The organism is Clostridium sp. CM028 (genome assembly GCF_030585565.1).
Lineage (GTDB): Bacteria > Bacillota > Clostridia > Clostridiales > Clostridiaceae > Clostridium_AD > Clostridium_AD estertheticum_B.
Genome location: NZ_CP077766.1, coordinates 3,344,270 through 3,366,529 on the forward strand (window position 1 = coordinate 3,344,270; position 22,260 = coordinate 3,366,529).

Below are 22,260 nucleotides of genomic sequence, written 5' to 3' on the forward strand. Positions count from 1 at the left end.
GTTTATTTATGAAATGTTATTAAATCATGAAAATCAAATGTTTGATATGTTTTAAATATCATAAAGTTGACGAAAATAGATAATAATACATGTTTTGATTAAAACAAATACAAAGTTCGTCGCCATAAAGGTACAAATTTTTTAAAATAATGTTATACTATTGTAAGAAATTATTACGTATGAGAGGAAGAAATATATGTTGCGTGAAGCACAAGAAAAATTAAAAAAGTATTATGGATATGATAATTTTAGAAAAGGACAAGAAAATGTAATAGAGAGTATAATAAGCGGAAAAGATACCTTTGCTGTAATGCCTACTGGTGCAGGGAAATCGGTGTGTTACCAGATACCTGCTCTAATGCTAAAAGGAGTAACACTCGTAATATCACCACTTATATCGCTTATGAAGGATCAAGTAGATACATTGAATAGTATAGGGATAGCTGCAACATATATAAATAGCTCATTAAGTATTAATGAAGTTAATGAAAGAATTGATAAGGTAGCGCTTGGGGAGTTTAAGCTTCTTTATGTTGCCCCAGAAAGGTTAGAATCAGACTTCTTCTGCAATATGTTAAATAGATTAACAATATCGCTTTTAGCAGTGGATGAAGCTCATTGTGTATCTCAATGGGGACATGATTTTAGAACCAGTTATGCAGCAATTTCTAGTTTGATAGAAAAATTACAAGAAAGACCAATTATAGCAGCATTTACAGCTACTGCAACAGAGGAAGTAAGGTTAGACGTTATAAAGTTATTAAAATTAAGAGAGCCGGATGTTTATGTAACTGGTTTTAATAGAGAAAATTTGAGCTTTACTGTTATTCGTGGAGAAAACAAAAGAGATTTTGTATTAGAATACATTCAAGATAATAAAGACCAAGTAGGGATAATATACACTTCTACAAGGAAGGAAACGAATAATCTCTATGAGCTTTTGAATAAAAAGGGATATAGTGTTGGAAGATACCATGCGGGGCTAGGAGATGAAGAGCGAAAACAAAACCAAGAAAAGTTTTTGTATGACGATATCAACATTATTATAGCTACAAATGCTTTTGGAATGGGAATAGATAAATCAAATGTTCGATATGTAATTCATTATAATTTGCCAAAGAGTATGGAATCTTATTATCAAGAAGCGGGACGTGGAGGCAGAGATGGAGAGCCTAGCGAATGTATACTGTTATTTTCTGCAGCAGATGTGTTACTTCAAAAATTTTTTATAGAACAAAGTGTCGTATCACCTCAAAGGAAGGTAAATGAATATAAGAAACTTCAAGCTATGGTGGATTATTCACATACTTCAAGATGTTTACGACAGTTTATTTTGGAATATTTTGGCGAAGAAAATGTTCAAGATAAATGTGACAATTGCAGTACATGCAATGATGAAAGTGAACTGGTAGATATAACTATAGAGGCACAAAAAATATTTTCTTGCATCTTTAGGATGAAGGAGAGGTATGGTACTTCATTAATTGCAGAAGTACTTCGTGGCTCAAAGAATAAAAAAGTTTTGGAACTTGGATTTGATAAGTTATCTACCTATGGGATAATAAAGCAATATACTGTTAAAGAGATAAGAGACCTCATAAATGTGCTTACGGCAGAAGAATATCTTTCACTTGCAGATGGTCAATTTCCGGTGGTTCATTTAAAAGATAAAGCAGTGGCAGTACTTAAAAATGAAGAAAAAGTGTATCAAAAGGTTGAGAAAAAGAAAGCTAAGGTAGCTCGCGATACTGGTTTGTTTGAAATATTGAGGTCCCTTCGAAAAGAAATTTCAGACCGGGAAAAAGTTCCACCTTATATTGTGTTTGCAGATAGCGCGTTAAGAGAGATGAGCGAATATTTCCCAGTAAATAATAAAGAAATGCTAAACATTAAAGGGGTAGGAGAATCTAAGCTTAAGAAGTATGGTGAGGAATTCATTCAGGTTATAAAAAAATATATGCAGGAAAACAATATAGAACTAAAGGCAGAAATACTATATAATGAAAATGATGAGAAGGTTCAAACTGAATGTGCGGTAGAAAAAGCTTGCGAAAATGAAGGAAAGATCCCTAGCTATGTTATTACTTATAATATGTATAAAGAGGGTAAAAGCATAGAGGACATAATTTACGAGAGAAAATTAAAAAGCCTCACAGTACAAGAACATATATTTAAATGTGCTTATGAGGGTTTTGATGTTAATTTAGATGATTTTATTCCAAAACATCAGGAAGCACTTATTATTGAAGTTATAGAAAAAATTGGAGCTTCAAAGCTTAGACCTATCAAAGAAGCATTACCAGAAGAAATAGATTATTTAGCTATAAAAGCAACAATATTTAAATACGCTAACAATAAGATTTCTTAGAAAAAAGGAGAAAATATGATTAAATTATTTAATGAACTAGGATTACAAGAAAACCTTATAGAAGGTTTGATTAAACAGGGGATACAGAGCCCTACAGAAATTCAAGTAAAGGCTATACCAATTGGACTTGAGGGCAAGGATATTATAGGAGAATCAGAAACAGGTTCAGGTAAAACACTGGCTTACTTATTACCTATATTTCAAAAAATAGACACAACATCAAAGGATATTCAAGCGATTGTACTTGCACCTACTCATGAACTTGCAATGCAAATACATAAGCAAATAGAATTGCTATCAGAGAACTCAAATAGCAACATCAAATCAACTACCATAATAGGTAATGTTAACATCAAAAGACAGCTAGAAGCTCTTAAGGAAAAGCCACATATAATAGTTGGATCCGCAGGAAGAATTTTAGAACTTATAACTATGAAGAAACTGAAATCACACTTCGTTAAGACTATAGTAATAGATGAAGGCGATAGAATGATAGATGAAGATAACATAGATGGGGTAAAGGCCATAATAAAAACTACGCTTAGGGATAGACAAATTATGATATTTTCAGCTACGATTTCGCTTAAAGTTGTTGAGATTGCTAAAACTTTGATGAAGGATCCAGAAGTAATTAAAGTGGGTGATAAAAGTCAGGTAAATCCTAATATAGAGCACATGTATTTCGTAGTTGAAAAGAGAGAGAAACTGGTTCTACTCAGAAAACTCATAAGTGCTACTAAACCTGAAAAAGCAATAATATTTATAAACAAAAGTGATGAGGTAGAAATTACAACTTCAAAGCTTGGTTATCACGGATTAAAGGTTGAGGGTATTCATGGAAGCTCTGATAAACTTAATAGAAAAAAAGCTATTGAGGATTTCAATGCAGGAAAAATTCAACTATTAGTTGCTTCTGATTTAGCAGCTAGAGGCCTTGATATAGTAGGAGTGTCACATATATTTAATCTTGATATACCAGAGAATCCTAAGGATTATTTACATAGGGTAGGTAGAACGGCAAGAATGGGTGAACATGGTTTTGCATTATCTATAACAGAAGAGAGAGAACTTGATCTAATTAAAAACTATGAAAAAGATTTTAATATAGAAATTCTGCCTAAAGATATTCGTATGGGAACAATTATTGATTTACAAAACACACCTAAAGCAAAGTCAATAGAACATAATTTTAGATCTGATAGCAAAGCATCAAACACTAATAAGTCTAATAAAACTAGATAAGAAAGAAATAAATTACATTGGCCTAGTTTCTTTCCGTATGGTATAATGAGTCAGTAGTTTTGACTAGAATGAAATTACTTAATGTATGGAGGTATTTATAAAGATATGATTAGTACAAATAACGTAAGTTTAAGATATGGTGCACGTAAATTATTTGATAATGTTAATATAAAATTTACTCCAGGTAATTGTTATGGATTAATTGGTGCGAACGGTGCCGGTAAATCAACGTTTCTTAATATATTATCAGGTCAAATTGAACCTAATACAGGAGAAGTTAATATTACAGCAGGAGAAAGATTAGCATTCTTAAAGCAAGATCATTTTGAATTTGATGAATATGAAGTTGTCAAAACTGTAATGATGGGGCATGTAAGATTGTTTGAAATAATGAATGAAAAAGATGAATTATATGCAAAACCAGATTTTACTGATGAGGACGGAATTAGAGCTTCGGTACTAGAAGGCGAATTTGCAGAACTTAATGGATGGGAAGCTGAATCAGAAGCTTCAACTCTATTGATGGGACTTGGAATAACTGAAGACCTTCAAAACAAAACAATGAAGGAATTAACAGGATCAGAAAAGGTTAAGGTACTCCTTGCTCAAACACTATTTGGAAAACCAGACATTCTATTACTAGATGAGCCTACAAACAATTTAGATGTAAAATCTAAAAATTGGCTTGAAAGTTTCCTACTGAATTTTGATAGTACTGTTATAGTTGTTTCCCATGATAGACATTTTTTAAATAAAATATGTACTCATGTTGCAGATATAGACTTTAGCAAAATTCAATTATTTGTTGGAAATTATGATTTTTGGTATGAATCTAGTCAGTTGGCTCTTCAAATGGCTAAAGATCAAAATAAGAAAAAAGAAGAAAAAATTGTTGAATTACAAAACTTTATTGCTAGATTTAGTTCTAATGCATCTAAAGCAAAACAGGCTACTTCTCGTAAAAAGCAATTAGATAAATTGACTTTAGATGATATAAAACCATCTTCTCGTAAATATCCATTTGTTGGATTTAAGCCAGAAAGAGAAGCGGGAAATGATTTATTGACAGTTAAAAATCTAAGTAAAACTGTGGATGGAGAAATACTTCTTGATAATGTTTCTTTTATAGTTAACAAGGGAGATAAGATTGCTTTTACAGGTGCAGATGAAATAGCTAAAACTACATTATTTAAGATAGTAATGGGTGAAATGGAGCCGGATAGTGGTGAGGTTAAGTGGGGAATTACTACTTCTAAGGCTTACTTACCAAAGGATAACACGGAATATTTTAATGGCGTAGATTGCACATTAGTTGATTGGCTTCGCCAATATTCAGATGAAAAGGCTGAAAGCTTTATTAGAGGCTTTTTAGGCAGAATGCTTTTCTCTGGAGAAGAGGCCCTTAAAAAAGCCAGCGTATTGTCCGGTGGAGAAAAGGTTAGATGCATGCTTTCTAAAATGATGCTTAGTAATGCTAATGTATTAATTTTTGATGAGCCCACTAATCATTTAGACCTAGAGTCTATTACGGCGTTAAACAATGGGTTAACTAGCTATACTGGAACAATGTTACTTACATCTCATGACTCCCAACTAGTTGCAACAGTTGCAACTAGAATAATAGAAATTACACCTAAGGGAATAATGGATAAACAAATGACTTATGATGAATTTATAGAAAATAATGAAGTTCAAAAAGAACTAGAACTTATGTACAAATAAAAAAGAAGCACTTCTAATAATATTATTAGGAGTGCTTCTTTTTTTATTAAATTAACAACCAAAGCCACCAAAGCCGCCGAAGCCGCCACGGCCACCAATACCACCACAGCCTAATAGTAAAAGAATTATCAAGATACTGCCATTTCCGCAGCCAAAGCCACTTCCAAAGCCACTTCCAAAGCCACTTCCAAAGTTATTATCACAGCAGCAAGCAGGTTTACAACAACTAACAGGCTTACAACAACTAACAGGTTCACAGCAACAACAACAATTTTTATGTCTATGACTCATATAAATAACCTCCTTATTTTTAATAAGTAAAAGTTTAAAAATCAACGTAGGTAGCTAAATTAGCAACTTAAGAAGAAATTTTACACTTAAACTTAAGTAATGAAGTTGCTTTGGTGTTAATGCCACCATAAATAGGTGATGGACTGTTTTTGAAAGGTCGTTAAATGAATGAAGTTGTAGCTGTACTTTAATATATTCCGCATTTTATTAAGTGTGAATATAAGTTGTAGGAAATCTTTAAAAAAAAATTTGATGAATCCTTTTATTTTCTCATAAAATATTCATAAGACCTATTCATCATACAGAAGTAATGTCATTCCCATACGCATAGTATAATTATGTATATAATAACAAAAAATAGAATTTAATTGCGATTTATGATATAATAGAGTACATAATTAATATTAAGTTATAAATATCTTATATGGGTCACTGACAGTCACCTAAAAAAAGGGTTTTTCCTAAAAATATAGAATATAAGTATTAAGGATAAAAATTGTTTTAAAATGGGAGGTACATGATATGATAAAAGAGAATACGTTAACTTCGGCTAAAGAAGCTGGTGGATCAACAGCAGAAGAGGCAATAACAATAGTTTCTGATGTTACAAAAGAAAATGTTGATAAGACTATTAATGCGGTGAAGGATATTGCTAAAAATGTTAAATCAAAAGCTAGAAGGGCAACTACTGCTACAAAAAAAACAGCTAAAAAAACAATAGCGAAGAGAATTGATGTTGGATTCTATGTTCAATATAAGGGAAAAGAGGTTTCCAAAAAAACAATACTAGAAAAAGTTTATGAAGAATGGGTAAAATCTCACAAAATTACAGAACTTAAAACCTTAGATGTATATATAAAGGTTGAAGAAGATATAGCCTATTGCTTGGTAAATGGTGAAATTAAGATTAATTTGAAATTATCCTAACATAATTCAATAATATTTTAGGAGGGGATTTTTAATGTTGCAAGAAAGACTTAATAAGGTTCTAAAGATCATGGCGCTAAAGAAAACACCTCAAATGATAGTTTCTGACCCAGCGGCTATATTCTATCTTACGGGGAAGTGGATTTTATCAGGAGAAAGAATGCTTGTACTCTATATTAACTTAGATGGACATAACAAATTGTTTATAAATGAGTTATTCCCTATAAGTGAAGATTTAGGGGTAGAAAAGATATGGTTTAACGATACTCAGAGTCCAGTAGAAATTATTGCAAGAAACATTGATAAAGATAAGCCTATGGGAATAGATAAAAATTGGCCAGCTCATTTCTTAATAAAATTAATGAAGCTTAAAGGTGGAAGTACATTTGTTAATGGATCTGAAATTCTTGACAGAGTAAGAATGTGTAAGGACGAAGGTGAAAAAGATCTAATGAGGGCAGCTTCAAAATTAAATGATACCGCTGTGGATAAAATGATAAAGCTTATCCCTAAAAAATATTCAGAAAAGAAAATGGGAAAGTTGCTTGGTGATATATGGGAAGAAATGGGTACTGAAGGGCATTCATTTGATCCGATTATAGGTTATGGGGCAAATGCTGCTGATCCTCATCATGAATTGGATGGATCAATGGTTAAAGAAGGGGACAGCGTAGTTATTGATATCGGATGTAAGATGAATTCATACTGCTCAGACATGACTAGAACTGTTTTCTATAAAAGTGTATCAGATCATAGTAGAGAAGTTTATAATATTGTTAAAGAAGCAAATAAAAGGGGAATTGAAAAAGTTAAAGCAGGCGTTAGATTTTGTGATATTGATGCTGCAGCTAGAGACTATATCTCGGAGAAAGGATATGGAAAATATTTTACTCATAGATTAGGGCATTCAATAGGAATAGAAGTTCATGATTTCGGTGATGTTTCCTCTGCTAATACTGATAAAGTTCAGCCAGGACAAATTTTCTCCATTGAGCCAGGTATTTATCTTCCGGGTGACGTGGGTGTTCGTATAGAGGATTTAGTAATAGTTACGAAAGAAGGTTGTGAGGTATTAAACCATTATACAAAGGACTTAATTATTGTAGAATAGTATAAAAGTGCTAAATAAAATAAAAGAGCTAAATAATATAAAAGGGCTTTGATAAATTAAAATTTTATCGAAGCTCTTTTATATTATTTCGAGGGTATAAATAATTTTCATTGTTATATATAATGTATAAGGTGTGGGTACACTAATGTAAGAGGATATCCACAAAATTGAATTTAGTAAATAACAACAAAGTAAATGGATATAACTTGTAAGATAAATTTTAAAATTTAAAAGGAGCGATTTAAAATGGCGAAGAGCTTTCCAAAAGGATTTCTATGGGGCGGAGCAGTAGCAGCTAACCAATGTGAAGGTGCGTACAATGAAGATGGCAAAGGGTTATCAACACAAGATATTGCACCAAAAGGTATAATTGGGAAAGTTACAGAAGAACCAACAGAAGATAACATGAAATTAGTAGGTATTGATTTTTATCATAGATATAAAGAAGATATTAAACTGTTTGCACAAATGGGGTTTAAAACATTTAGAACATCAATTGCATGGTCTAGAATATTTCCAAATGGTGATGATGAAATGCCAAATGAGAAGGGATTACAATTTTATGATAATTTATTTGATGAATGTCTAAAATATGGAATTGAGCCACTTGTAACAATTTCACATTATGAGACTCCTCTTGCTCTTTCTAAGAACTATAATGGGTGGGTAAATCGTGCGTTAGTAGGATTTTTTGAGAACTATATAAGAATAATTTTTGCTAGATATAAAAATAAGGTGAAATATTGGCTTACTTTTAACGAAATTAATTCAGTATTAAATGCACCATATATGAGCGGTGGTATATTTACGGATAAAGAAAAATTAACGAAGCAAGATTTATATCAGGCGATTCATCATGAATTAGTAGCAAGTGCAATGGCAGTTAAGATTGGGCATGAAATGATACCAGGAGCAAGATTTGGATGTATGATTCTTGGTGTACCAAATTATCCATTAACGCCTCATCCAAGCGATGTAATTGAAGCAATGAAACAGGATAGAGAAAATTTATATTTCGCAGATGTTCACGCAAGGGGAGCATATCCTAAATATATGGATAGATACTTTAAAGATAACAATATTAAAATACATATGGAGCCAGGAGACACTGAGGTACTTAAAAATACAGTGGATTTTATCTCATTTAGCTATTATATGAGTTCTTGTGCAACAGCAGACCCTAAAAAGAGAGAAATGGGAACAGGAAACATTATTTCAGGTGTACATAACCCATATCTTAAGGCTTCAGATTGGGGGTGGCAGATAGATCCACAAGGATTACGTTACATACTTAATCTTTTTTATGACCGTTATCAAAAACCTTTATTCATTGTTGAAAATGGGTTAGGTGCTATTGATAAATTAATAATTGATGAAAATGGAAATAAAACAGTAATTGACGATTACAGAATTAAGTATTTAAATGATCATTTGGTTCAAGTAGCGGAGGCAATCGACGACGGAGTCGATATAATGGGGTATACTTCATGGGGATGTATTGATCTTGTCAGCGCAACAACTGCAGAACTCAGAAAGCGTTATGGATTTATCTATGTTGATCGTAATGATGATGGAACAGGTACATTAGAAAGATATAAGAAAAAAAGCTTTGATTGGTATAAAGAAGTAATTTCAACAAATGGAAAAAGTTTAATATAAAATAAGAATATAATTTTTTATAGGAGGGATAATCATGTTAAATATAGGTTGTCATTTATCAGTATCAAAAGGGTATAAAGCCATGGGGAAAGATGCTCTTAGCATAGGGGCAAATACATTTCAGTTTTTTACTCGTAATCCTAGAGGTAGTAAAGCAAAAGAAATTGATCCGAGTGATGTAGAAGCTTTATTAGAAATATTAAAAGAAAATAAATTTGCGACAATCTTAGCGCATGCGCCATACACACTTAATGCTTGTTCTGCTGATGAAAAAACAAGGGAATTTGCAGTGATGATTATGGAAGATGATTTATCTAGAATGGAATACTTCCCGAATAGTTTTTATAACTTCCATCCGGGTAGCCATATAAAACAGGGTGTTGAGAAGGGAATAGAATATATTATAAATATGCTTAACACTATATTGAAACCAGAGCAAACCACTACGGTACTTCTTGAAACAATGGCTGGTAAAGGAACAGAAGTAGGACGAACGTTTGAAGAATTAAAACAAATTCTTGATGGTGTTACCCTTTCAGACAAAATGGGTGTATGTCTTGATACTTGCCATATATATGATGCTGGTTATGATATCGTTAATGATTTAGATGGCGTAATAGATGAGTTTGATAGAATTATTGGACTTGATAAGCTTTATGCAATTCACTTAAATGATAGTAAAAATCCATTTGAAAGTCATAAAGACAGACATGAAAAAATTGGAGAAGGTTCAATTGGAATAGAAGCTATTAGTAGAATTATTAATCACCCCAAGTTACGTCACTTACCATTCTATTTAGAAACACCAAATGAATTAGCTGGTCATGCTGAGGAAATTAAGATATTAAGAGAAGCATATAAAAACTAATAAAATACTATTGATAAGTTAGGTTTTCTTTGTTAAAATAGAATCGAAGACATATTTCAATTATTGACCCAGTGGGACGTTTTAATTCCCACTGATTATAAAGCGTATTAAATTACCATATACATATGGAAGGAGATAATATTATGATTTATTCAACAGAAGTTTCAGAAATGATGTGTGTTGCAAAAGGACCTAATCATGGATCGGCACCAATTCCTGAAGAAGGAAAATGGGTACAAAGTAAAGAAATTAAAGATATCTCAGGTTTAACACACGGAATTGGCTGGTGTGCTCCTCAACAGGGTGCATGCAAGCTTACTTTAAATGTAAAAGAGGGTATAATACAAGAAGCATTAGTTGAGGTAATAGGATGCTCTGGTAGTACTCACTCAGCTGCAATGGCATCAGAAATACTTCCAGGAAAAACTATTTTAGAAGCGTTAAACACAGATTTAGTGTGTGATGCAATAAATACAGCTATGAGAGAGTTATTCCTTCAAATTGTTTACGGAAGAACTCAAACAGCATTTTCAGAAGGTGGACTACCTATAGGAGCTGGACTTGAAGACTTAGGTAAAGGTCTTAGAAGTCAAGTTGGTACAATGTATGGAACACTTGCTAAGGGCCCAAGATATTTAGAAATGGCTGAAGGTTATGTTACCAATATTGCATTAGATAAAAATAACGAGATAATAGGTTATAAATTTGTTCAACTTGGAAAAATGATGGAAATGATCAAAACAGGTATGGATGCTAATGAAGCTATGGAAAAAGCTACTGGAAGTTATGGTAGATTTGCAGAAGCAACAACAGTAATCGACCCAAGAAACAAATAATATAAGAAGGAGGAATAATTAAATGGCTTTATTTGAAAGTTATGAAAGAAGAATAGATCAAATATTACCTGTGTTAAGTAAGCACGGTATAAACTCACTAGAAGAAGCAAGAACAATTTGCGAAGAAAAAGGTATCGATGTTTTTGGTATAGTTAAAGGAATTCAACCTATAGCATTTGAAAATGCTTGCTGGGCATATGCAGTAGGGGCTTCTATAGCAATTAAAAATGGTTGTACTAAGGCAGCTGATGCAGCAGTATATATAGGAGAAGGTCTTCAATCGTTTTGTATACCGGGTTCTGTTGCTGATGACAGAAAAGTTGGAATTGGACATGGTAACTTAGCAGCTATGCTTCTACGCGAAGAAACTAAATGCTTCGCATTTTTAGCTGGACATGAATCATTTGCTGCTGCTGAAGGTGCAATTGGCCTTGCAAGAGCTGCAAACAAAGTAAGAACAGAACCTTTAAAAGTAATACTTAATGGTCTTGGAAAAGATGCTGCTTATATAATTTCAAGAATTAATGGATTTACTTATGTTCAAACTAAATTTGATTACTATACTAGTAAATTAACAGTAGTTAAAGAAACAGCTTATTCTGATGGAGAAAAAGCTAAAGTAAGATGTTACGGAGCAGATGATGTACGCGAAGGCGTTTCAATAATGCATTCTGAGGGAGTAGACGTTTCAATTACAGGAAACTCTACAAATCCAACAAGATTCCAACATCCAGTTGCTGGTACTTATAAAAAAGAATGTTGCGCAGAAGGTAAGAAATACTTCTCAGTTGCATCAGGTGGTGGTACTGGAAGAACTCTTCACCCAGATAATATGGGAGCAGGTCCTGCTTCATACGGAATGACTGATACTATGGGAAGAATGCATTCAGATGCACAATTTGCAGGTTCTTCATCAGTACCAGCTCACGTTGAAATGATGGGACTTATCGGAATGGGTAACAACCCTATGGTTGGAGCTTCAGTTGCAGTTGCGGTTGCAGTAGAAGAAGCAATGAGTAAATAAAGTCTAAGAAAAGGTACAAGCCCAGCATTTAGTGATAATTGACTAAATGCTGGGCTTTTATTTTCGTCTATAACTAATGTCAAATCAAATTACTAGATTCAAAAAAACCTGCTGAATGGTCAAGAGCGGAGTAGATAAAAAGATAGACATGAGAGAAGTCGCATGTCTATCTTGTGTTAATGAAAACTAGTAGTCATTACTACCAGTTGGTTTACCTACATAAAGGTTATATCCTATGAAAACCGAGACAATGCCTATTATAACTGTAGCAATAGCTACACAAATCAGAATAGTAGTTCCTAGAGGCATTATAGAAAAACTTTCAAAAAATTCTACTTCGCCAGTGTATGATGATATCGGCATAGAAGATTTTAGAAAAGCTAAAAGTCCATAACCGATAGTAGCAAACCCAGCAAAACTTAAGAGCCTAAGTTTTTTGCTTTTTATAAAAGTAATTGCAACTCCCACAAAAACAATTATTACTAATATGCATAACATTAATAGATCTCCTTTTGTTGTGTCTATTACTTGATTTATAGCAGAGTCTGGAGGAGCGTTACTAAAACCTTGGGAATCCGTAAGGTATACAAATCCAAATATACTACCGAGTAACACAGCACCAGAAATATAGAATAGGATGTACATTATAAATATCATAACTATTGGTAGCAAAAATATATTTAACGCTGTATATTTTCGGCTTACAGGAACAGTTTCAAAAAGTTTGTGATCACCATGAAGTATCCCATTAATCATCCATACAATTATAATAGGCAAATTACAAGGTAAAAAAGAATCGAAAATTGCTGTGTTTCCGAAAAATATAGATATATTCATGAAAATTATTACAGCAAAAGCAAAAACATAAAGTAATACCTTTAAAGGGGCTGGTGAGTTAATATCAATTGGAGGATATGAATTTAGCAATAGCCTTTGATATGCAATAAATTTTTTTAACATACTAAGCACCTCTTTCCTTTATAGAGTCTGTAGGATATTAACATTGAAATAGGGATTATTACTACGCAGACACAGACTAATAATAATAAAAATTCATTGTAATGAGGCATTGTTGCAATGCTTTCTAAAAAATGCAATGTACCAAATTCAGTCGAAACGGGCAATGCATTTTCGAATAATAGAAGTGCTATTGTGACAAGTGTAACTATCGATATTGTAAGGGCTTTTCTAAGAGGATTAAGCCTTATAAAAAATATGGGTAATAAGACACTTGCTATTATAGTAGATATGCAGCTTGTTACTAATACAGCTTTCCAATTATTTGCTAATGAAATCATATCCAAAACGTCGGTCGATTGTGGTGAAAGTCCAGTTAGTATGAGTCCTAAGGTAATTCCAACAGTAAAACAGAGATTTTTTACAAGAACAAATAAATAAATATTTATAATGGAATACAATTTTGGAACTGGTACAATCTCAAATAATTTGTTTTGTGAATTTATAGTGTAATAAACTGCATGTAAAGTAAAAAATATGGGGCAAAATACCAATCCTCCAGCGTCTAATATTAATGATAAAGTAAACAAAAATAACACGTAAATAAATACAGTGAAGAAACTCGATTTTAAAGAGTTTTCCGTACTAGCAATCCCTGATGAATAACTTAAAAGCGTCTGATAATTCAACAACTTCTTTAACATTGTTCCATCTCCTTGTAAAACTCTCTATAACTTGATATATGGTAGTTTCCATTCATCTTCATTTTTTCGCACCCATGTAAAGCATAATATCTTCAATTGTAGGCCTGGCAGTTTTAACCCCTTCAAAATTTTGAAGTTTTAGATTTTTGTTGCATAAACCCTCATATCCGAAGGTCGTTTCCTTTATTCCTACAAGTCCAGATTTAATTTCATCTGTCATAGATTCTCTTTCAATATGTGCAAGGAGATAGGTATCAAGCATTTCATCTTTCCCCTTAGAAAAAACAATTTTACCATTATCAATCATTGTTATATAATCTGCAATTTTTTCAAGATCACTTGTAATATGAGTTGAAAATAGTATGGATCTTTGCTCATTTTGCATAAGTTCTAAGAGTAAATCAATTACGTCAGCTCTTGCGATTGGGTCAAGGCCTGCTGTGGGTTCGTCAAGTATAATTAAATCTGGATTATGACATAGTGCCATTACAACTCCGAATTTCATCTGCATACCTTTTGAATATGCTTTAAGCTTTTTACTTGGATTAAGTTCAAAGCGCTTCATAAGTTCGTCAAATTTTTTATCATCAAAGGTTTTATAAAAGGGTGATATCATTTTTTTAATTTTAATAGGTTTGAGGTTAAGAGGATAAATTAGACTGTCAAAGACAACTCCTATTTTTGCTTTAACTGTTTCTTCATTTCCAAACATAGGAGTACCATCGAAGAATACTTGTCCCGAAGTTTTTGGAATCATATTAAGTATTGTTTTAATAAGGGTGGTTTTTCCTGAACCATTCTTTCCTATAAACCCCATGATAGTTCCTTTTTCAATTGAAAACCTTATATCATCCAAAGAGAAATCTCCTATATTTCCATTTAAGTTTTTGATTTCCAAAGCCTTATTAGTCATTTTTACTACCTCCGTATATTTCATTTATAACTTTAAGCATTTCCTCAGGGGATATGCCACAAGCGTCTGTAAATTCTTTAATTTCAAGAAGTTGTTCATGAAGCATGTCAATGTGTATTGACTTAATTTTTTTTCGGTCAATCTCTGCCACAAAGCATCCTCGTCCTTGTAAATTGATGACAATACCCTCTTTTCCAAGTTCTTCATAAGCACGTTTTACTGTTATGATTCCAACCTTCAAATCTTTTGCCATAAGCCTTATTGATGGCAATTGCTCCTTGGATTTTAGCTTTCCGCTGAGTACCATTTCTTTTATTTGATTTCGTATTTGCTCATATATGGGCGTTTGAGAAAGGGATGATATAAGAATATTCAAACATATGACCTCCTTGTCTACTGTTATTATAAGATAGACACAGAAAGATGTCAATAATTTCTTTGAAATACAATTTATTAATTAGAGACTATCCTTGACATGTTTTTTAAAAAGAATTAACATTATAATAATTAAAACTTAAGAGGGTGAGTCCTATAAAAAAAAGAATAGCTGTTGTAGCGTTGGATTATATGGCTGCAAAATTTTACGAAAATCAGATTAAAGAGCTTTTTGGTGAGTTAGTAACCACGTGTGCTTATAATGTATTAAATGGATCGGTTAAAAAAATAAAGGAAGCTGATTTATTTGTGGTTTCAACCGATGCTTTTGAAAACATTACGGATTTTCAGGAATGCATCCCCATTGATGTCCCTAAAGTAGAAATTGCAGTGGCCTTTACTAACAAATCTCTTGATATTTTAAGGAGTATTCCAAATGGAAGTAAAGCTTTATTTGTCAATCTCAGTGAAAAAATGGTGCGCGAGGCTATAACTAGACTCAGCCAACTAGGCATCAATCACATAGAGTTTACACCATATTATCCTGGAGCTAAGCCAGTTAGTGGGTTCGAGCTGTCGGTAACACCAGGTGAATTACGTTATGTACCAAAAGATATAAAGACTATTATCGACCTTGGGCAGCGTGTGCTAGATTCAACCACAATGGTGGAAATAGCACTGAGGCTAAAATTTGATTACCTATTAGAGAGGGAAAAATTCAAGGAATATTTTCGTTCTTTAGCTGTCAATAATTATAGCTTTAATCAACTGTTTGGAAGATCTCTTCAAATGGAAAGTCAATTTGAAATTTTGATGGAAATCATGGATGAAGGTATTATTGGTGTGAATGAGGATGATATTATTTTTGCTTGTAATTCAAGAGCACTAGAAATTACAGGTGTTACAAAAGAACAATCCATCGATCATCCTGCTGCGTTAATTTTATCGTTTTTACCTTTTGAGGAGTGTAGGAGTACGCGAAAAAAGATAAATAATCGTTTGATTAGAGTGAGTGGTGTGGATATTACTGTAACCGTTACTCCTGTAATACGTGGAGATGAATATCTCGGTTCTTTTGCTACTATACAAAAATTTACTGAAGAAGAGTATAAACAACATAATTTGCGTCTTCAATTACTTAATAAAGGTCATAAAGCTAAATATACCTTTGATGATATCATTGGGGAGAGTGATGTAATAAAAAAAGCATGTACCATTGCTAAAAAAATGGCGAGAACCAATTCTACTGTCTTAATTACAGGTGAGAGCGGAACGGGGAAGGAACTTTTTGCACATGCTGTACATAACGAATCAGAGCGTCATAACTATCCTTTTATTGCCATAAACTGCGCAGCGATACCAGATAATCTGCTAGAAAGTGAACTGTTTGGTTACGATGAAGGATCTTTCACTGGTGCTAAAAGGGGAGGAAAATTGGGGCTTTTTGAATATGCTCATAGGGGAACAATATTTTTAGATGAAGTAGAAGGGATGAGTCCAGCCCTCCAAATAAAACTGCTTCGTGTTATTCAAGAAAGAGAGATTATGCGAATTGGAGGCAATAAAATTATTAGTATTGATGTACGAATAATAGCTGCAGCCAATGAAAATCTTGAAGAGCTGGTGTCTAACGGGAGTTTTCGTAATGACCTCTACTTTCGTCTAAACACCTTGCCAATTCAGCTTCCTCCATTGCGAGAGCGTGGTGAAGACATTATGCTGCTGTTTGACTACTTTAAACATAAATTGGGAGGAAAATTCATCCTATCTACACAAGTAATTAATGCATTGCTCTCTCATAATTGGAATGGAAATATTCGTGAACTACACAACTATGTAGAATATCTCACCTATATAGATAAAGATATAGTGTATTACGATGATTTACCACCTGGGTTCTACAATAATGCTATGTCAACATTAAAATGTAAGTCTGATACTAGCACTAATCTAGATGCTAAACTTTTGGAGCAATTAGCAGGTAATCAATTAGATGATTATTTTTTTGTACTAGACAGATTGCATGTGGGATTTGTTCAACAAATTTCCATGGGTAGATTATCAATTTCTGAGCAAGCAGAAAAAACAGGACGCTACCTAAGCCAACAAGAAGTTCGCGGTATTTTAAACGATTTAAATAATTTAGGTTTAATTAAAATGTCGCGAGGTAGAGGTGGTAGTAAAATAAATGACCGAGGCATAAAGGTTTTCAACAAACTGCAATCTCAACTTAAATAGACATTATTTTTCATTTAAATGGTTTAACGACATTTCAGAAAAGGTATAGCAAAATTTTGCTATACCTTTTTATGAACTTATTATTTTTAAAACTTAAATAGGTCTTTTTGTGGGAACAATCCAAATGCTCCACCGGTATGAATAAATAGAATATTTTCGCAGTTTTTAAAGGTTCCCTTTTTAATTTCTTGTACTAATCCATACATTGCTTTACCGGTATACACAGGATCTAAAATAATTCCCTCTAGTTTTGCAAAGTCGTGGATAAATTGAAGCTCTTCTGCTCTGCTAAGAGCATATCCTCTTCCTACATATCCATCTATAATATGAATTTCATCTTTAGAAATATGTAAATTCACATCGATGTATTGCATACTTTCATGAGCTATTTTATAAATCTCATTTTTGAAGTGTTCAGCGTCATCACAAACGTTGACGCCATAGATTTCACCATTATACTCTAGTGTTTTGCTTGCTAGAAACAGTCCGGAATGGGTTCCACCAGATCCTACGGCTAGTACAATTTTATCAAAATGTACACCTAGCTCTTTTTCCTGGCAAATAATTTCCTTCATGGCATTATAGTACCCAAATCCACCAATCCCATTAGAAGCACCTTCTGGTATAATATAAGGTTTACAGCCCGTTGCCTCTAATTGCGCTTTGATTTGTTCCATAATTCCAGCTTTATTATTTTTATATTCTTCTGGAGTAACAAAACGAATCTCAGCTCCCAAAAGCTTATCTATAAACAAATTACCATCTGATTCTGTTTCTGAGTCCCCTCTTAAAACAAGGACTGATTTCATTCCAAGTCTTGCAGCGACTGCTGCCGTAGATCTACAATGATTAGATTGGATTCCTCCGCAGGTAATAAGTACATCACATTTTTGATCAAGGGCTTCCTTTACAGAAAATTCAAGTTTCCTTATTTTATTACCAGATACTTCGGTTCCTGTTTGATCATCTCTTTTTATATAGATATTAGGTCCGCCCAGTTTTTGAGAAAGTCTTTCTAGTTTTTCTATTCGTGTGGGTAAGTTTGCAAACGTTATTTTTTCAGGAATTTTAATCATTGATTACTCCTCCTTTTTTATACAAATGCTACAGCTTCTATTTCAAGTATTCCATCTTTAGGCAGTTTTGCCACCTGGACACATGAACGTGCTGGTTGATTTGAAGTAAAATAGCTTTCGTATACTTCATTTACTATTGCAAAATCATTCATATCTCTAAGAAAAATTACCGTTTTTACGACTTTATCAAGAGATGATCCTGCTTCTTCTAATATTGCTTTTAAATTTTCAATAGATCTTTCTGTAGCTTTTCTTACGTCGCCACTTATAAGTTCTCCGGTTTCTGGTACAAATGGTAGTTGACCAGATGTAAATAATAAATTTCCTACCTTAATTGCCTGTGAATATGGTCCAATTGCTGCAGGTGCTTTTTTAGTTGAAATAATTTCTTTTATCATAATTAATCTCCTTCTTTATGAAACTATATTTTAATTTTGAAAGTCTTTTTAGCTTTTATCTTACAATAATAATATACAAGTAAACCTAATAATGCAAGTTCTAATCCTAGCATAGTACTATTAGGTGAATACTTACTATTATTAAAGTTTACAGTTTAGGATTTATTGTACATAAAGTATTAGATGCTAAAAATCATCCGATGTAAGTTTTAATTGTAACTCGTATTTGCAAATACACTTATATTACAAGCAATAACTATGCCAATGTTATTGAACCCTTTTCTATATTATTAAGAATTTATAGGACTAAATCAGTTATTTAAGGGGAGAGCATTCAACCTATAATATAGAGTTAACATCTATAAATCATTAGCCTTTGATAGAAGATGATAAAGATTGAACATTCTTCTTCATCCAGTCTTTACCTTCTACCAATCTAGTAACTATCATAGATGTTACAGCGTCACCAGTGCAGTTTATCCATGTTGCAGCAGGATCTACAAGGAAACCAAGAGTTGCAATAATTGGAAACGCTTCTGGCGGAAACCCAAATAAGTTTACAATCAACATTTCACCGATAAGTCCACCACCTGGAACACCCGACATAACTACGCCGCCCATAACTGAAATGGCTAGTGCAGCAATATAGGTTCCAATTCCAGAGAATCCTTGTCCGAATATTCCAAATAAAAATGAAATTTTTAATATCGAAGAGATAACAGTACCGTCCATATGCATGGTCGCACCGATTGGCAATACAATTTCACGGATATCCTTTGGAACTCCCATATTATAAGTAGCCTTTAGGTTAACAGGTAGAGTTGCAATAGAGCTTTGTGTTGCAAGAGATGTAATTGACGGTTCTAAGATGTTTTTGAAGAAAATTTTTATACCCTGAGTACCACCAGCAAAATATGAATATCCAGAAAATGCAACAAAAAAATATACAATACATAGTGGATAATATATAATCATAGCTCTTGCATAAGCTCCCAAGAGCTGAGGACCAAATTCGCCAATGAGGCTTGCAAAATAAGCACCTAAACCAATTGGAGCGTACAACATAATAATGCTAATAAATTTCATCATAACTTTGGACATAGCGTCTAACCCCTTAGCTATAATGTTGTTTTCAGCGCCAAGGGAACTAACACATAAACCAAAGAAAATAGAGAATATAATAAGAGGCATCATATTAGAGCGAGAAAATAAGCCGCCAAAATCAGTTACAGTTAGTGTCTTAACAATTTGATCAGAAAGCTTGACGGATTCCAACGCTTTAGCAGATTGCAATGTTAGGTTAACGCCAGCAGCAGGGGGAAAAAACTTGACAACAGCAATAACGATAACGCCGGCAATAAGTCCCGTAGTAACAAATGTCAAAAACATGTTGCTTATAATTTTCCCAAGTCTTTTCATATTGACCATATTTCCTACTGCACCAGCTATGGTAACAAAGACTAGAGGGGTTACAACGGTGAACATTAAGTTAAGAAATACATCACCAAATGGTTTAAGTACTGTTGCTTTTTCACCGAAAACAATTCCAATTATGCTACCTATTATAATAGATAGCATTAAAACAATAGAGAAACGATAGTTTTTCCATGTGCTTTGTTTTTTTGTGTTCATTTTAATATCTCCTTTTCATTGGTTGGTATTGTTAAGAAATAAAAAGACATTTCAAACAATCCTTGATTTTGAGCAATTACCTGTTATACAATCTGTGGACAAATAATGACATTGTTGATTAATCACGATTTATAAGTACGGTATCGTTTACTTTGACGAAAATAATTTTGAATAAATATTGAAAATAGGTGTGATACCTATTCCATTATGTACGCTTAATATAAGAGTACAAGTACAATTGCTCCTTGCATTAGCAACTTAATAATTCCATTTTTGTAATCATAGTTTTTATCCTTTCATTTTTTATATCAAGCTTGCTATAATGGTAACTAGCAAATTTTATGCCAATAAATGAGGTTTTTGCTCTTTTTCAACAAAATTCGGTAATTAGAGATGAAGAATTATTGGTCTAAATGAGAATGATGTAATTTTTGATTGCAATTCAAGAGGAGTAGACATTATTTTTTATTTAAATGGTTTAAGTTGTATAACTTTAACCATTTAAATTATTCAAAAGCAATTTTTTCAATAAAAGATTTATATATAGTAGATACTTATTTAAAAACCGCTCCAAAAGATCAATCAGAAAATTGGCATCATTTTTGCTATATTTATGTTATAGCAAGTATTTCTTGCACAAATAAATATAAGAAGGGTGTAAATTATGAAGTATAATTTTGATGAAATAATTGACCGTAGTAACAACTTTGCTGCAAAATACGATGAAAGAGAAAAAAAATTTGGAACTTCTAATGTAATACCATTATGGATAGCAGATATGGAATTCGAGGTAGCTAAGCCCATTAATGATGCTATCATCAAAAGAGCGAAGCAAGGAATCTATGGATATACATCTCGCCCTGACTCCTATTATGAAGCTTTTTGTGATTGGGAAAAGACTCAAAATAATTGGATAGTTAATAAAGATTTAATTAGTTTCAGCCCCGGTGTTGTCCCATCTCTATCGGTTATTGTCAGAGAATTTTCTAATAAAGAAGATAAAATTTTGATACAGACTCCAGTCTATCCAGAATTTTATGACGTAATAGAATCTTGGGGAAGAGTGGTAATTGAAAATCAATTATTAGAACAAGAAGGAGTCTATTCAATAGATTTTGAGGACTTCGAAGAAAAATTAAAACAGAAACCAAAGTTATTTATTATGTGTAGCCCACACAATCCGGTAGGCAGAGTGTGGAGCCGAGAGGAACTAGAACATATTACTGAACTATGCCTACGCTACAATGTAATGATTGTTTCAGATGAGATACACTCAGATTTGATATTGTGGGATAATAAACACATTCCTACTGCTAGTATATCAAAGGAGGTTTCTAGTAAAACCATCACCTGTACTTCATGTACAAAAACTTTCAACTTGGCAGGACTACAGGCTTCTGTAGTGATTTTTCCGAATGCTGAAGTTAAAGAGACATTTGATGTTTTTTGGAGAGGTATGGATATCCATCGCAATAATTGCTTTAGTCTTGTAGCGGTAGAAGCAGCTTATAGGTATGGTCAAGAGTGGCTTACACAGTTAATTCCATATATTGAGGGCAATATTGATTTCATAGGAGAGTTTTGTAAAAACAACATACCAAAAATTAAACCTAGCAGACCTGAAAGTACTTATCTGGTTTGGCTTGACTGTCGTAAACTAGAATTGGGAAATGATGAACTGAAAGAATTTATGATAAATAAGGCGGGTCTAGGACTTAATGCTGGCAATGATTTCTGTCGTAGTCTTTCTGGATATATGCGTGTAAATATAGCATGTCCACGTTCAATACTTGAGAAAGCTATGCTACAACTTGAAAAAGCTGTTAATTCATTGGATGAGGATTAGGTAAAATTATAAACAAGCAGTGATATACTTGGATTTAACGAGGGATATGAAAATAAAGAAATAGCTGTAGTAA

The 22,260-nt window shown here is 32.9% G+C and carries 19 protein-coding genes; 12 read left to right on the forward strand and 7 right to left on the reverse strand.

Going from position 1 to position 22,260, the window contains the following annotated elements:
- Positions 1-196 precede the first annotated feature (196 nt).
- The 3 genes from recQ to KTC94_RS15815 all read left to right on the forward strand — a co-directional run bounded on the left by recQ (position 197) and on the right by KTC94_RS15815 (position 5,332).
- Positions 197-2,368: a DNA helicase RecQ gene (gene recQ, locus KTC94_RS15805; RefSeq protein ID WP_216303258.1), complete on the forward strand. Its 2,172-nt coding sequence runs from the start codon at positions 197-199 to the stop codon at positions 2,366-2,368.
- A gap of 15 nt (positions 2,369-2,383) precedes the next feature.
- A complete protein-coding gene (locus KTC94_RS15810; protein ID WP_220287382.1) occupies positions 2,384-3,610 on the forward strand; it encodes a DEAD/DEAH box helicase in 1,227 nt (408 codons plus the stop codon).
- 105 nt (positions 3,611-3,715) lie between these two features.
- Positions 3,716-5,332 (forward strand): ABC-F family ATP-binding cassette domain-containing protein, encoded by a 1,617-nt coding sequence (locus tag KTC94_RS15815; protein ID WP_216303256.1) that lies wholly within the window; start codon positions 3,716-3,718, stop codon positions 5,330-5,332.
- A gap of 51 nt (positions 5,333-5,383) precedes the next feature.
- Here KTC94_RS15815 and KTC94_RS15820 read toward each other — a convergent pair whose 3' ends face one another.
- Positions 5,384-5,623: a ground-like protein gene (locus KTC94_RS15820; RefSeq protein ID WP_220319657.1), complete on the reverse strand. Its 240-nt coding sequence runs from the start codon at positions 5,621-5,623 to the stop codon at positions 5,384-5,386.
- Between the two features lie 522 nt (positions 5,624-6,145).
- On the opposite strand from KTC94_RS15820, the gene KTC94_RS15825 reads away from it, so the two are divergent.
- The 6 genes from KTC94_RS15825 (at position 6,146) to KTC94_RS15850 (ending at position 12,048) form a co-directional block, all read left to right on the forward strand.
- On the forward strand, positions 6,146-6,550 hold the full coding sequence (locus tag KTC94_RS15825) for a DUF6465 family protein (RefSeq protein ID WP_165414519.1): 405 nt from the start codon (positions 6,146-6,148) through the stop codon (positions 6,548-6,550).
- Between the two features lie 34 nt (positions 6,551-6,584).
- Positions 6,585-7,661 carry a Xaa-Pro peptidase family protein gene (locus KTC94_RS15830; protein WP_216303254.1) on the forward strand — a complete coding sequence of 359 codons (1,077 nt, stop codon included), beginning with the start codon at positions 6,585-6,587 and terminating at the stop codon, positions 7,659-7,661.
- 246 nt (positions 7,662-7,907) lie between these two features.
- A complete protein-coding gene (locus KTC94_RS15835; protein ID WP_220287380.1) occupies positions 7,908-9,320 on the forward strand; it encodes a glycoside hydrolase family 1 protein in 1,413 nt (470 codons plus the stop codon).
- A 34-nt stretch (positions 9,321-9,354) separates the two neighbouring features.
- Entirely contained in the window at positions 9,355-10,188 is an 834-nt protein-coding gene (locus tag KTC94_RS15840) for a deoxyribonuclease IV (protein ID WP_220287378.1), read from the forward strand.
- Positions 10,189-10,331: 143 nt separating this feature from the next.
- The gene (locus KTC94_RS15845) at positions 10,332-11,024 is read left to right on the forward strand and encodes an iron-sulfur cluster assembly scaffold protein (protein ID WP_216303251.1); all 693 of its coding nucleotides are present in this window, start codon (positions 10,332-10,334) and stop codon (positions 11,022-11,024) included.
- 22 nt (positions 11,025-11,046) lie between these two features.
- A complete protein-coding gene (locus KTC94_RS15850; RefSeq protein ID WP_216303250.1) occupies positions 11,047-12,048 on the forward strand; it encodes a GGGtGRT protein in 1,002 nt (333 codons plus the stop codon).
- A 186-nt stretch (positions 12,049-12,234) separates the two neighbouring features.
- Here KTC94_RS15850 and KTC94_RS15855 read toward each other — a convergent pair whose 3' ends face one another.
- Entirely contained in the window at positions 12,235-13,008 is a 774-nt protein-coding gene (locus KTC94_RS15855; protein WP_216303249.1) for a hypothetical protein, read from the reverse strand.
- A 117-nt stretch (positions 13,009-13,125) separates the two neighbouring features.
- Here KTC94_RS15855 and KTC94_RS15860 point away from each other — a divergent pair, with 117 nt between their 5' ends.
- Positions 13,126-13,446, forward strand: a complete 321-nt coding sequence (locus tag KTC94_RS15860; RefSeq protein WP_216303248.1) for a hypothetical protein — start codon at positions 13,126-13,128, stop codon at positions 13,444-13,446.
- Between the two features lie 321 nt (positions 13,447-13,767).
- Here the strand turns inward: KTC94_RS15860 and KTC94_RS15865 are convergent, their stop codons facing one another.
- Positions 13,768-14,622 carry an ABC transporter ATP-binding protein gene (locus tag KTC94_RS15865; protein ID WP_216303247.1) on the reverse strand — a complete coding sequence of 285 codons (855 nt, stop codon included), beginning with the start codon at positions 14,620-14,622 and terminating at the stop codon, positions 13,768-13,770.
- Complete coding sequence (locus tag KTC94_RS15870; RefSeq protein ID WP_220287373.1) at positions 14,615-14,998, reverse strand: GntR family transcriptional regulator; 384 nt, start codon at positions 14,996-14,998, stop codon at positions 14,615-14,617. The genes KTC94_RS15865 and KTC94_RS15870 overlap by 8 nt, the downstream gene beginning before the upstream one ends.
- 191 nt (positions 14,999-15,189) lie before the next feature.
- Here KTC94_RS15870 and KTC94_RS15875 point away from each other — a divergent pair, with 191 nt between their 5' ends.
- Complete coding sequence (locus KTC94_RS15875) at positions 15,190-17,235, forward strand: sigma-54-dependent Fis family transcriptional regulator (RefSeq protein WP_220287371.1); 2,046 nt, start codon at positions 15,190-15,192, stop codon at positions 17,233-17,235.
- A gap of 86 nt (positions 17,236-17,321) precedes the next feature.
- On the opposite strand, the gene KTC94_RS15880 is transcribed toward KTC94_RS15875, so the two are convergent.
- The 3 genes from KTC94_RS15880 to KTC94_RS15890 all read right to left on the reverse strand — a co-directional run bounded on the left by KTC94_RS15880 (position 17,322) and on the right by KTC94_RS15890 (position 20,341).
- Positions 17,322-18,311 (reverse strand): D-cysteine desulfhydrase family protein, encoded by a 990-nt coding sequence (locus KTC94_RS15880; RefSeq protein ID WP_216303245.1) that lies wholly within the window; start codon positions 18,309-18,311, stop codon positions 17,322-17,324.
- Between the two features lie 17 nt (positions 18,312-18,328).
- On the reverse strand, positions 18,329-18,709 hold the full coding sequence (locus KTC94_RS15885) for a RidA family protein (RefSeq protein ID WP_216303244.1): 381 nt from the start codon (positions 18,707-18,709) through the stop codon (positions 18,329-18,331).
- Positions 18,710-19,078: 369 nt separating this feature from the next.
- Positions 19,079-20,341, reverse strand: a complete 1,263-nt coding sequence (locus KTC94_RS15890) for a dicarboxylate/amino acid:cation symporter (protein ID WP_220287368.1) — start codon at positions 20,339-20,341, stop codon at positions 19,079-19,081.
- A 664-nt stretch (positions 20,342-21,005) separates the two neighbouring features.
- Here KTC94_RS15890 and KTC94_RS15895 point away from each other — a divergent pair.
- Positions 21,006-22,187: a MalY/PatB family protein gene (locus KTC94_RS15895; RefSeq protein WP_220287366.1), complete on the forward strand. Its 1,182-nt coding sequence runs from the start codon at positions 21,006-21,008 to the stop codon at positions 22,185-22,187.
- Positions 22,188-22,260: the final 73 nt, after the last annotated feature.